Annotated in this window: 12 protein-coding genes; 6 read left to right on the top strand and 6 right to left on the bottom strand. The window is 61.1% G+C overall.

The window, feature by feature from the left end:
• Positions 1–347 precede the first annotated feature (347 nt).
• Positions 348–1,370 carry a hypothetical protein gene (locus JKG68_RS28030; protein WP_202065270.1) on the top strand — a complete coding sequence of 341 codons (1,023 nt, stop codon included), beginning with the start codon at positions 348–350 and terminating at the stop codon, positions 1,368–1,370.
• Between the two features lie 235 nt (positions 1,371–1,605).
• On the opposite strand, the gene JKG68_RS28025 is transcribed toward JKG68_RS28030, so the two are convergent.
• Positions 1,606–2,238 (bottom strand): LysE family translocator, encoded by a 633-nt coding sequence (locus JKG68_RS28025; RefSeq protein ID WP_202065269.1) that lies wholly within the window; start codon positions 2,236–2,238, stop codon positions 1,606–1,608.
• 1,650 nt (positions 2,239–3,888) lie between these two features.
• On the opposite strand from JKG68_RS28025, the gene JKG68_RS28020 reads away from it, so the two are divergent.
• Positions 3,889–4,029 carry a hypothetical protein gene (locus JKG68_RS28020; RefSeq protein ID WP_202065268.1) on the top strand — a complete coding sequence of 47 codons (141 nt, stop codon included), beginning with the start codon at positions 3,889–3,891 and terminating at the stop codon, positions 4,027–4,029.
• A 921-nt stretch (positions 4,030–4,950) separates the two neighbouring features.
• Here the strand turns inward: JKG68_RS28020 and JKG68_RS28015 are convergent.
• On the bottom strand, positions 4,951–5,952 hold the full coding sequence (locus JKG68_RS28015) for a DUF2865 domain-containing protein (RefSeq protein WP_202065267.1): 1,002 nt from the start codon (positions 5,950–5,952) through the stop codon (positions 4,951–4,953).
• A 210-nt stretch (positions 5,953–6,162) separates the two neighbouring features.
• Positions 6,163–6,630: a MarR family winged helix-turn-helix transcriptional regulator gene (locus tag JKG68_RS28010; protein WP_246515965.1), complete on the bottom strand. Its 468-nt coding sequence runs from the start codon at positions 6,628–6,630 to the stop codon at positions 6,163–6,165.
• 141 nt (positions 6,631–6,771) lie between these two features.
• Between JKG68_RS28010 and JKG68_RS28005 the strand changes: the two genes are divergently transcribed.
• The gene (locus tag JKG68_RS28005) at positions 6,772–7,047 is read left to right on the top strand and encodes a hypothetical protein (protein WP_202065264.1); all 276 of its coding nucleotides are present in this window, start codon (positions 6,772–6,774) and stop codon (positions 7,045–7,047) included.
• Positions 7,048–7,056: 9 nt separating this feature from the next.
• Positions 7,057–7,758: a D-Ala-D-Ala carboxypeptidase family metallohydrolase gene (locus JKG68_RS28000; RefSeq protein WP_202065263.1), complete on the top strand. Its 702-nt coding sequence runs from the start codon at positions 7,057–7,059 to the stop codon at positions 7,756–7,758.
• 268 nt (positions 7,759–8,026) lie between these two features.
• Here JKG68_RS28000 and JKG68_RS27995 read toward each other — a convergent pair whose 3' ends face one another.
• Positions 8,027–8,368 carry a hypothetical protein gene (locus tag JKG68_RS27995; protein ID WP_202065262.1) on the bottom strand — a complete coding sequence of 114 codons (342 nt, stop codon included), beginning with the start codon at positions 8,366–8,368 and terminating at the stop codon, positions 8,027–8,029.
• Positions 8,369–8,657: 289 nt separating this feature from the next.
• On the opposite strand from JKG68_RS27995, the gene JKG68_RS27990 reads away from it, so the two are divergent.
• Together JKG68_RS27990 and JKG68_RS27985 are read left to right on the top strand one after the other, a co-directional pair.
• Entirely contained in the window at positions 8,658–9,041 is a 384-nt protein-coding gene (locus tag JKG68_RS27990) for a hypothetical protein (RefSeq protein WP_202065271.1), read from the top strand.
• Entirely contained in the window at positions 9,041–9,412 is a 372-nt protein-coding gene (locus tag JKG68_RS27985; protein ID WP_202065261.1) for a hypothetical protein, read from the top strand. Before JKG68_RS27990 ends, JKG68_RS27985 begins: the two co-directional genes overlap by 1 nt.
• Positions 9,413–9,469: 57 nt before the next feature.
• On the opposite strand, the gene JKG68_RS27980 is transcribed toward JKG68_RS27985, so the two are convergent.
• Both JKG68_RS27980 and JKG68_RS27975 read right to left on the bottom strand, forming a co-directional pair.
• Positions 9,470–10,462: a DUF6635 family protein gene (locus JKG68_RS27980; protein ID WP_202065260.1), complete on the bottom strand. Its 993-nt coding sequence runs from the start codon at positions 10,460–10,462 to the stop codon at positions 9,470–9,472.
• Positions 10,459–11,655, bottom strand: coding sequence for an ATP-binding protein (locus JKG68_RS27975; protein ID WP_202065259.1), 1,197 nt, complete (start codon positions 11,653–11,655; stop codon positions 10,459–10,461). The genes JKG68_RS27980 and JKG68_RS27975 overlap by 4 nt, the downstream gene beginning before the upstream one ends.
• Positions 11,656–11,898: the final 243 nt, after the last annotated feature.

Raw genomic sequence — 11,898 nt, 5'->3', positions numbered from 1 at the left:
GAAGCGAGGTCAAGCGCGCCGGCTTGCTCTTGCTAAAAAGAGTTATTGCGCTGCCCCTGGAAGCGCTCACGCGATGAACGTCAGAGTTTGGCACATCCCGGAAGTTAGGCGAATGCCTGCATTAGCGGCGTGAGCGGACATTCATTCGGTGCGCTCAACATGAAAGTCTGACCCAACCGAACGTTGTGCGGGTTCAATAAAATAGACGCTCCTCGCCATGACACCAAATAGATGTGCGAGCCGCCGAAAGTATCGGCGTTTTGTGCCATGGTCTGCAAGGTGCCGCGCCCTACCTCCCTCTCGGGCAAGTCACCCCTGGGAACTCGGCAATGTCGGCTTCCGATCACATGTACCTGACCCTCGTACGCAAGGCACTGGACCTCGCTGGGGAGGAGCTTCGGGGTCGCCGGGTTATAGGCGAGATCATGATCCATGGCCGAACTGCGGTGGTTCTGCGGTATAGCTGGTCGGATGACGGCAATCGCATCGAGGCGGAGATCGGCCTCGAGGGCAGGCACGGGATCGTCCGGCAAGCGGTCGTGGGAGCGGGACGAAGCGTCGGGCTCCCCAACGATTGGGTCGAAGATGTACTGCCGGCCGCGTTCGGCCACGGACTATCCGCGTCAGCCGGGTTCCCGACGGGAATGTACCCGTCCTGGGAGCGCCCCGGACTTCGTGTTCTCTCCGCGCCGGCCAGCTTGCTTGTCTCGATGACGTTCCTTGCCTCGCTCCGCTCAATGGACGACATAGGCTACGACGACCTTGAACCCGCCATCCGGATCGCGGCTCAGGCCGGCATCAAGAGTGCAAGGCGACTGAAAGGCCTCGTCGCTCCTTACCTTGAGAGAAGAGAGAAGAGCGATGGTGACCTAGCTCGCACCATAGGGAGGAGGCTTTCCCAGTTTGAGTATGCACTTGACCGCTTTGGCTGCCGAGTGGTGCTGAGGTCAAAGCCAAAGTCCCTTGCTGACGTCGCAGCGATGGCCAGGGAGGATAGTGATTGCTTCAGGCTTGCCTCGGGCGAGTTCCTGCAGGCTTTCTACCTGGAGAAGGACAAGGCAGTTCAACAGGCCATGCTCGATCCGGTGCCCATCCCGACCGGAGATTCGAAGGATGATGCTTGGCTCGGGGCAATCGGCGAGCACTTGGCTCAGCGCTGGGATCTCGAGGTCCCACCGTGGACCCAGGAGGTGACCTTCATAGGCGGGCAGACACTGTCCTTCTGGCCAGATGAGGCGCTGGCGCGCGACATCCAGATCGTTGAGACGCCCCCGGCCTTTCGGAGACGACTGCTGTTCACGTATGCGGAGCCGCTGATGAACGCGAAGTTCCCCAATAACCGGAAAGTCAGGATGCCATTCTGGCAATGAGAGAACCGCACCTTGCTGTTACCCGGAAACACCGCCGCCCCTCGTTCGTCCGCTCATTGGCGACAAGCGCACGTTCGGCGCAAGCTGCAAAAGGCAGACTTTGACCCTGAGCAGCCATTTACTTTTCTCCGAGCAGGAACAGAACGAACTGCGTGGCAGGTCTGCGGAAACGAAACACTCGACGTCGTCGGGGGCAACACTGCACAGACGTTGTGCATTCCGTGCAATCCCCTTTCTATGGCAGCGTCTGTCCGAAGGCTTTCATCAGCATCAACATTCCGAGGGCTACCAGTGTCAGACCTGAGGCTCTGTTCGTGAGGGCTGTAGCGCCCGCAGACAGACGGCTACGGATCAGGGCAGTGGCTATACTTAGGATCGTCCACCAAAGGATCGAGCCAAGAAACACACCAATGACGAGAACTGGTGCAGCCTGCAGATCGTTGCTTGCCGTGAGGGCCGGAATGACTGCAATAAACAATAGGACGGTCATAGGATTGGATAGGCCAAACAGGAGGGCGCTTGCGTACAAATGGAGCCACCGTTCTGACTGCGGCGGATAGGGGTCTAGCACAGTGGTTCGTTTCAGGATCCTCGCGCCAAACCAGAACAGCAACACGGCCGAGAGCAGACTCAGGCCCTGAGTCCCGGCACCGAGCAAGGTTACGGCAGTCGCCTCCAGTCCCAGTGCTGCTATGGACCCGAACGTGACGTGCACGGTGGCAGCCCCTAGTCCTGTGGCCAATCCGGCCGCCAAACCGAACGCAAGAGTACGCTGAATGCACAGGACCCCCATGGGTCCAATCGGTGCCGCAACAGCCAGACCCACTCCAAAACCGGCCAAGAAGGTTGTAATCGGCACGCTTGCCATGGGCAAACCTTATGGCACCGGTGAGAGGGCTTGTGCCCGGTGTCCAGCAGGGAAAGATTGAAATTAGACTTATGGAACCTGGGGTTGACACTCAGGGGCAGTGCGATGAGCGACAGCTACTGAGCGCCTATCCTGTGCGCGTAGCCGAGCGTATCCTTCTCGCTCTCACCTGTGCTGGCGCCCACCTTCTGCAGTTCTCTGGGCGCGATCACGAAAGAATTGCTTCCCTCAAGATCAGCAGAAGCACACCTGCGACCAAAAGTATCCTTTTCAGGATCCCCGCTCGCAGGCCCCACATAAGTAGTCTGATCGCTGTTGCATCGTGCGAGAGCCGGTCCTGGAGCCGTGAGCACAAGGACTGTCGTAGTGAGCATGACACTGAACGTATGCATGGTGCTCCTCCCGAGAGCAGTTGTGTGAAGCCAGCAGCGTCTTTGCACGTGCACTATCGTTTTCCCGCTGAGACCTGTGTGAACGCGCTTCCAACGGTCCGTCTACGGAGGCCCCGAACCAAGGTAACCTGGGGTCTGCGATTGGGAACTCAGGCTGCCACCGCTGGCTGACCGCTGTCTTCCCCTGAAAGGGGGAAACGAGGTGCTTTTCTGCGGTTCACCGGCGACGGGAGGCTGCCTGGATATCTTGGGACCAGTGGCACGAGAGTCCCCATCCTGTTCAACGAGCTGGATGAGCCGCGCCACGTTCAGTGGTAACAAGATGAGGTGGAGAAGAAGAACCGGGTAAAGCAGACCCAGAGCTCCATAGCCGATGAAGAATACATTTGCTGTAATAGCCAAGATCCTCATGGGCCACATGCGCTTTTGAGCAAACGTCAGAAGAGTTGCCGCGCAGGCTATGCAGCCCAGTAGATCCACAGCGTAGGTTCGGATCAGACCATCAGAAAAATGTTCCATGCTACCATCCTCGGTAGAATGAGAATGCAAGTGACATCACAAGTTCACTAGCGAAGCGGCCGGTGCATAGCGGATCATGTAACCTTCACCTCACAAGTAATCAGTGAACCGTTGCTTTCGCTCGTCTTCGGGAAGAAGCTGGCAGCATATCAACAACTCCGCATCCTCCGAACGGGGGATATGATGTCGGGGAAAGCCTAGTATGGTTACGGTAAGTGGCAGAGTGGTCTGCTTCAGAGGATGAGTAATACCTCTTGAGGCGCAATAGTCACGGAGGTGCACTCCATGTCTGATCGACAGTTGCTTGCGCTCACCGAGGAGATCTATGACGCCGCAGCTGGTGGAACACCTTGGGCTGCTGTCGGGAGGAGCATGTCGAGGCTCGTTGGCGCTAGCAATGGCTGGCTCTGCGTTTCCGATCACCAAGGCGCCAGGGCAGAGCTCCTCTATCGCGCCGATTACCCCGACAGAGAAATTGCGGCGTATCAGACATACTATCGTTACGTCGATCTATGGACCATCCGCACGGCCGAAGCGGTTCTGCGTGCTGATCCGAGTGCACCGCCGAAAGCTAGAACTAGTGGTTATCTAGTACCGGATACAGAATACATCCGAAGTGAGTTCTACACTGAATTGGGAAGGCACGTTGGCTTGCGCCATGTGGTCGGCACCGTTGTGCCGCTTGGGGCTGCCGGCCTCATGCCAGTGTGCTTGCATCGTGCGGATGGGGAGGCTCCCTTTGAACCTGCTGACGCGCATCTTCTCGACAGCCTTTTACCGCATCTACGCCGCGCAATGCAGTTGCGGCATCGGCTCAATCCAGGGTCATCCTCAACTGCACCCGGTACCGCAGCACTCGATGCGCTGGCAACTGCGGTGATCGTGGTAGACGCCGAGTTGAGGATTATCCTCGCCAATGCAGCAGCTGAGGCAATGGCAGCAGACAGGCTGGGCCTGCACATCGTGGCGCAGAAGGTTGGCCCTGGCCCTCGTCATCGCGTAGTTGCAGCCCTCCACCACGAGGATCAGAGAGCCCTGAGCGCCCTTGTGCGGGCAACAGCCGTAGGGGGCTCTCCAGGTGGGGGGCTGCGGGTGCGGGATGCATCCCTTACCCCTGCCCTTGCTGTTCTCGTAAGTCCCTTGCCGCGGCGGCTATCCGAGGGAGCAGGAGGGCTGACAGGGCGGGTGCCCGGGCAGGCGCTCATTCTGTTGCGCGATCTCAGAGCAGCATCGCGCGCACCTGATCCCAGCTTGCTGCGTCGCCTGTTCATGTTGACCCCAGCCGAAGCAGAGGTGGCTTGTGCTCTGTATGGCGGTGCCACCAAGAGCGCTGTGGCAGCCACGCGCGGGCTTAAGGAGTCGACCATCAAGAGCCAAGTCGACTCCATTCTCCTGAAAACCGGAACGGCTAATCTGCGCGACTTAGAACGCCTCCTCGCCAGCCTACGTTAGGGAACTCAGAAGTAGTGTGGACCTCCGCCGCAGCGCCGAGTACATGATCTGCTCGTGACAAACCTAGAAATGTCGCCTCTTTGCACGCTCCGCTCGTTTGTCTTTCTCCCTAGCCATACAGGCTTCAGCTGCAGCCCAATGTTGAAGCAGCCTACCCTAACAGTTCTGGGATCTGCGCCTGAAAAGGGTGAGCAGGTGTGGCGCTTAGGTGCGCTCTTGATGCTGTGGACGCACGTTGTTCAAGGTTCCGCGTTCGGGCCGTGAGCAGATCCTACACGACCACACCTAAAGGCTGCGGTTGATACAATTACGGACATTCGCGGACCTTTCAATAGGCGCCTTCACAAGCCTATGGCACTGGAACCGGGATGATGTCAGGGGCGATCACCCGGATCGTCCTGCCTTGCCCGGCAGGCGAGGGGTTCGCTTCAACGCTGCCCGTGACCTCAGGATCCCTTGAGGTTGGCGGTGGGGCTGCCGAGGCCGCACCAATCATCGTGCCCTCCGCCTTGTCCCGCTTAGCCTTTGGCCTTCTGAGCGCCGCATTGGTCATCTGCTCCGAGACTGCCTCGGTGATCAGCACATCATCCTTCTTGCGCAGGATCATACTCTCCGCCTTGCGCAGTGCACGCACCCAGCTTTCATTCGGTTTCTTACACGAGCAGCTCGGATCATAGGCTTTCCGGTAGCGGAGCGCATTCGGCAGCTTCATGTACGGCTCGCCTGTTTCTGACACCGCCTCCTTAATGCCGCCCCCGCGGGGAGCACGGAAGACCATCACCTCTGTATTCGGGCACAGGGCGCTGCACAGGCTGGCCACGCTTTCCTTTCCTTTCGGCTCGCTGTCCAGGGGGAAGTACCCTCCATCGCACGAGCGCACACACACCAGCCGCCCATTGCCGCCAAGCTTGGCCTTTGGAAGCGCCTCTGCTTCCGCAGAGACATCGCATGCCTGGTTGATGGCAGCCCTGAGCTGGCGCCGGCGTTCAGCGATGGCATCAGCATCCGCTGCCTGGCTGACCAGCGCTTGGTAGCTCCCTTGCAAGGCGCGGATCTGGCCAGCTATCGGGCCGCACTCAGCCGGGGAGCGAAAGAAGAAGCCACCACGGTCGCAGCCGATCGCCCGATAGTAACCTGCCAGGCGCTCGATCTCGCGGGAATGCCGCTGGGCATTAGCCTCGGCCAGCCGAGATGAACCGCCGCTGCGGTTCAAGGATGCGAGCTCGGCCTTGTACCGCTCGCAGGCTGAGGCCTGAGCCAAGGCCACGTTGAGACCTGTGAAAGGGAGCAGAAGGATCACAGCCCCGATAGTAAGCAGCGGCTTGTGAATGAGGCTGGGTCGTGCCGGCATGCCTGTCCTCCCTGCCGGAAGCATTGCACCGCCATGAGCTGCACTCTGGTCAATGACAGAGAACGACGCTAACCAAGCTCACAGGAGCCGGAACGCAGGCAGGAGACGGTCGAGAGGCGAATGCCCAGCGCAGGGACAAGGTCACAATCGCAGCCGCAGTTCCCCCACTAATGCTTTTGCGCCAGCAGAGAGGGGGCAGGAGAAGGGCTGCTACAGGAAGCTGTTGAGGCTGTCGCGCAGGCGGATGAGCTCGTCCCTGAGCGCTTGGATCTCTTGTGCGGAGCGGCCGCTGGCGCAGACCACGTTGTGGCGTGCCCTGGCGGCCTGCTCCTTGAGGCTGTGCCCCTTAGGCGTGAGGCTGATGCGCACCTGACGCTCGTCCTCGAGATCCCGCTGGCGGCGCACGATGCCGGCCGCTTCGAGTCGCTTGAGCAGCGGGGTCAGCGTGCCTGAGTCGAGATGAAGCCGCTCGCCAATATGTTTCATCATCACACCGTCCTGCTCCCACAGCACCAGCAGCACCAGGTACTGCGGATAGGTAAGACCGATCTGGTCCAGCCCCGGCTTGTACACACGGTTGAATGCCTGAGACACCGAGTACGCGGCAAAGCAAAGCTGCCGATCAAGCGTCAGGGTGTCCTCGAGGGCAGCAGGCTCGATTGGTTGCGGCTGGGTCAAGGCGAGTTCCTTGTGCGGTTGATTTTCGTTACCGTACCATTCTATAGGCCTAAGGTATAGTTGCGCGATATTCGATTGTGCGTTAGCGATATGCATCCTGCTGATCCTGGCAGGAAGCTCCTGAACTTCTGAGACCCCGCCATGATCCGCATCCCTGCTCCTTACCTTCGAGGCTTGGCCGTTCTGACCCTCGCTGCCTCCTTTGTGCTCAGCCATTCCGCCCAGGCTGCCCCGCAAAGCAGTTCTTCCGCTCCTGGAGCACGGATCCATGTGGCTGAAGCATTGAGCCAGGATGGCTTAACTGACCTGCCGGAAGGCGAGGCCCTTGAGCTGGCCGAGAACTGCTATCTCGAGGTGCAGAAGGACCGCACGCCCCAAGGCAGGGTCCTGTCCCGTATCGTGCACGAATGCGACTGAGGTGACGCAATGAACCGGATCCTCAAAATGCTCCGTCAGGCTCCTCAGGTTGTGAAACGCTCCTGTCCCATTCAGTCGCGGGACAAGGTTGAAACGACCTCGCGCGTTCTCAGTGGGCTGCTCCTGGCTGGGGCTGTGTTTGGCGGGGGAGCCGTGCTGCTGCAAGCAGCCCCTGCTCATGCGGAGCGGGAGATCGCGCAGGCTCCTGTTGCCCCTCAGGTGAAGGCGAAGCCTGTTAGACCCAACTCCGTAGCAGCAACGGCCTCCAGCCCGCGCCGTGTTTGGGTTGATCCACCGCCGCTCACCTCCCACCAGCAGACGGCAGAGGCGGCGGCCCGCCCGGCACCTGAGCCCGCGCCACTTGCCCAGGCTGCACCTGTTGCACAGGCGGCTTCGGCTGCCGCGCAGCCTGTGCCGACCGACTGCCTCCCAGCTGGTCTGCAAAACGTCTTGAAGGATGTCGGGACGCGCTTCGGCGCTGTGACGCTGGTGTCCACGAAGGAGCTGCACACAGACAACCACAGCCGTGGCAGTGTACGCCACAAGCTCCATAGTGCGTGCAAGGCAGTCGACTTCAAGGTTAAGAGCAACCGGCAGGCTGTCATTGCTTATCTGCGCTCACGTTCCGAGGTGGCTGGGGTCAACAGCTATGACAACAACGAGGTGATCCACATCGACTATAACGAGCCGCGTCAGATGGCTCAACGCTAAGCGCTGACAATTGCGCCAGCATCAGGTGCTTCTTCAGCATACCAGTTCGGAAGACTGAGGCTGGCACGATCTGGAAGTAGACCGAACGTCAGCTTTTTGCATGACTACCAGACCTTCGTTGAGGGCAGGGGATCTTCAGAGTCCGACCAAGTCGACGGGGACGAATGGGTGTTCACGCATGAGTTCCTGTCCCTGATGCCGTCTCTCCGGCGCCCCGGCGTGACCGAAGCAATCCACCTGTTGGAAGGGATTGGCAGCCCCGGCTAGGCTACTTTGCATGCTGCGGAACCATGCTACTAACCTGCGTGACCATCTGCATGCACTCCGCCTCTTTCCCTTGCTGATCGAGCTGCTTTGCCTGGTGCAGCATTTGCATGGAGTGGTTGGCCCCCGACGTCTGGGAAGGAGAGGTCGCGGGATTGTTCTGATTCGAGGATGCTGGTTGCGAGGTTGAGCCGGCGGTCGATGGTGTTGTCAACGCGGGCCCGGAGCCCTCTTGAGTGGCTGTCACCGACCTTTCGAGGTCAGCAATCCGCTGGGTGCACGGGCCAGCAACAGCAGGGCTGACAAGGAGTATCAATATGGAGCCGAAGATGACTGGGCGAAACATGATGCGCTCCTGAGGTAGGCTCCCAAGACTAACTGGCTCCACCCCAGCCTGTTCCGAGACCTGTCTGCCGGTCGGGGGCTCCTGATCAGCAAAGTTCCCTGAGCCCAGAGTGCTTTGGCGAAACATTCTGGGTTCCCAGATGTCCAAAGTTGGCACGAAGCTGACCTTAGCCGTACTTCCGCAGTGCTGGAATGAGCGGACCTTCGGACCGATATCCGCTACTACTCAGTTTGACCCTGACCAGACCTTCGATGTCAGTCACCAGAGGCTGCGTTCATCAGTGCTCCGAGTGTTGGCTCTTCCCATGGTCTGCCAAGCCTTCGATGATCCGGCACTTGGATACCTTCCGGTGATCGCAGGCCACCATCGCCTCGAGCTCGTCGCGCAGGGCGGTCAGGCGGGCGATCTTGTCCGTGACCTCGGCATGATGGGCCAGGAGGCCGCCATGGTGGTCTTCCTGTTCCTCGTCGGCGAGCTGCTGGAGGGTGTCGCCGCGGGCCATGCGCGCGCCAGCATCCAGGGCCTGACCAAGCTCGTGCCCAAGACGGCCCTCGTCGAGCGCAATGGCAGGACCGAGGAGGTAGAGGCGAAACGGTGGCCGAGGCGGCGTTGCGTCATGGCCTACGCGGTGCCGGCACGCCGCGCGTCGACCGCCTGGAAGTCGCGCAGCTGATGCGCGTCAGACTCGTGGGAGAAAAGGGGGACTTTTCGATCCAGGAGATCAACACCCAAGACCAATACGTCCGTCCAGGTCATATCGCCCGCTGGGACTTCGGCGTGACTCCGCTGCGGAGCGGAACCCGCCTCCTTCGGCTCCTGGCGTCGGTGCGGATCAGGATCAAGGGAATGGACGAGGTCGTTGACCTTCCCACCTACGAGCGGGAGGTGCAGGTTGCCGTCGCGCCCTTCAGGACGGCCAGCCAGTTCCTCGGCAAGAACTGGCAATGGCTTTCCGCAACCATCGCGATCCCGCTGATCGTCTGGGTCGTCACGGAAACCGATGCGGGGAAAACCATGCTGAAGCGCCTCTGGGACTGGGTCTGATGGACTGACCAAGGCGGCCGGAGGGGACGGAATTCGGTTCGGCAGGGTCGGGCCCGCTCAGGCCTTGGCAATGCGGTACGCGGTGCTGAGGATGTCGAACACGTCCATGAGACGGGCGACGTAGGGGTCGTGGGCCACGAACTCCGCGTCCTCGTGCTCGAGGTTCCACTGCTTCTCGAGGGCGTCGATCAGCTTGTTCAGCCGCCGCTGATGGAGGCCGAGGCCTTTCTGGATTGGATCCGCGATGATGCCGGCGAAAGCGGCCGCGATGGACGTGAGGGCCAGCAGCCCCCCGGTCACACCTCCGACGAGCACGGGGGAGACCGCAGCGGGGAAGAGGCCGTACCAGAGGCCTCCGGCTCCCGCGCCAAGCGGGAACGATGCCACGGCCGCGTTCTGGGCCAGGGCCGCGGCCAGTGCCGGGCCGAGGGACATCACGCCGGGCGTCACCTGATGCACCGCGAGCGCGCCGGCTCCGACCGTCATCAGGGACGTCGCGATCTCCGCAGCGGCAGCCCGCGTGCCTGCGTAGGTCTCCAGGCTCTCCTCCAGACGCTCGCGGAATACGGCGTCGTCGCCTTTCCTCCCGATGGCGCCAAGGGCATCGTGGAGCCGCTCCTGAAGCTCAGGGGCGGCCAAGATGGTATCCGCGAGGGCATCCCGGCGGAAAACGCGCTCACCCTGCTGGAACGGCAGCTCCAGTAGGTCCGTGATGATCAGCCATTCGATCTCGTTCCCAACCTCGGTGTCGAACACCAGCTTGCGGGATCCAAGGTACTCCGACACCCGATCCGCCCCGACGGCCTTCGCCCCGGCTGCGGCAAGTTTCGCGGCGAGCTGGGGAACGGCGAGTGCGATGTTGGCGGGAGCCTTCAGCATGTCCCATCCGACCGCCTTGCGGTGCATGGAAACGGATCCGGTGAAGGAGAAGTGGCGGTCGACGAAATCGTCCACCCTGGCGCGGCGGCTCTCGAAGTAACGGCGGGCGCCGTCGGCGACGATGCGCTGGGCGTCCGCCCGCGAAAGCAGGACTTCGGGCGACGGATTCATGCCTGTTGGTCTCCGTCGTTGCTGCGCATCGTGCGTTTCATGAAACCCTCGAACAGGGGCACCGTGAAGGCAGTATCGCCATGGGATGGGCTATAGATCATGCCCTTCGCGATGAGAGAATTGCGGACGGGCGCGACCGTCGTGACCTTCCTGCCCAGCCTGTCCGCGATATCGCCCGAACGATGCGGTCCGGCCCCGAGGTCGGCCATGGCCCGCATGTAGCGTTTCTCCGCGGGCGTCAGCCTGTCGAACCGCACGCGAAAGAAGCTTGCGTCCAGCTCGCCCAGGGCTGCGACGGTCGCGCGTCTGGCATCCTCCGCCTCAATGGGGGAGGCATCAGCAAGATCCCAGCTATGCTTGCCCCACTCCTGGATGAAATAGGGATAGCCCTGCGTCTGCTCGGTGATCTCGGAGATGGCCTCGTCGGCGAAGCCCACGCCCTCCTTCTCCGCCGGGACGCAGAGCGCCTTGCGGGCGGCCTCCGCATCCAGCTTGTCGACTGGAACGAACTCGAACAGGCGCTCCGCGTAAGACTTCGCGCGCCCCATTTGACCCAGGAGTTGCGGCAACCCGGCGGCCAGCAGCGTCACCGGAAGCTGGTTCTGCGAGGCACGATGCAGAGCCGTGATCAAGGCCGCCAACTGGTCCTCGGGCACGTACTGCAATTCGTCGATGTAGATGACGGCAATGGTATTGCGCTCTGCCGCTGCCTCTCCGATGGCCCCGAGGAGGTCGGCTAGGTCGCTCTCGAGATCGCCGCTGTCAGCCACGCCCGGCTCCGGATCGAGATCGATCCCCACCTCGATGTCAGAATACTTCACCTTCAGGGCCTTGGCGAAGCCCGCCAGTGCGCTCATCGCCCTCTTGGTCTTGTCCCTCAATGCCTCGCCGCGGCTGAGCTTCAGGAGCGTCGCCCTCAGGGCAGGGGCGAGGAGCGCCGGAAGGGAACGTTCCTCGGGAGCCTCGATCCAGACGCTGGCGTAATGCTTCGCTTCGGCATCGATCCGGATGCGGTTGAGCAGGACCGTCTTTCCCACCCCACGTAAACCGTAGAAGATGAAGCTCCTGCTAGCCCGTCGGGCACGGATTCGATCGAGCGCAATCTGGGCACGCTCAAGAATCCGGTCCCGGCCCGCAAGCTCGGGAGGAGGGCTTCCGGCTCCTGGCGCAAAGGGATTCAGGCGAGGGTCCATTATTGGGAGTTTACCTCGGTTTACGAAATTTCAATAAACCTAGGTAAACTCCCAATAAACTTCAAGGACACCACTTTGACAAGGATGCACGAAAGGGCGCGGGGGCATTCAGACCTCACCACAATGATTGTCCGCTCACGCCGCCAAAGCGGGAGTCCGGATAAGGTCCGACCCGTGCTATGAAAAGACTTTCCGCTCTTGATGATCCGAGAGGGCCGGCTGGCGGGTCGCCTCCTCACAGAC

Origin of the sequence: Microvirga aerilata, from assembly GCF_016743775.1 — a bacterium.
GTDB classification, from domain to species: Bacteria; Pseudomonadota; Alphaproteobacteria; order Rhizobiales; family Beijerinckiaceae; genus Microvirga; species Microvirga aerilata.
Note: the sequence above shows the minus strand (reverse complement) of the source record. Positions and strands in the feature narration are given on the sequence as shown.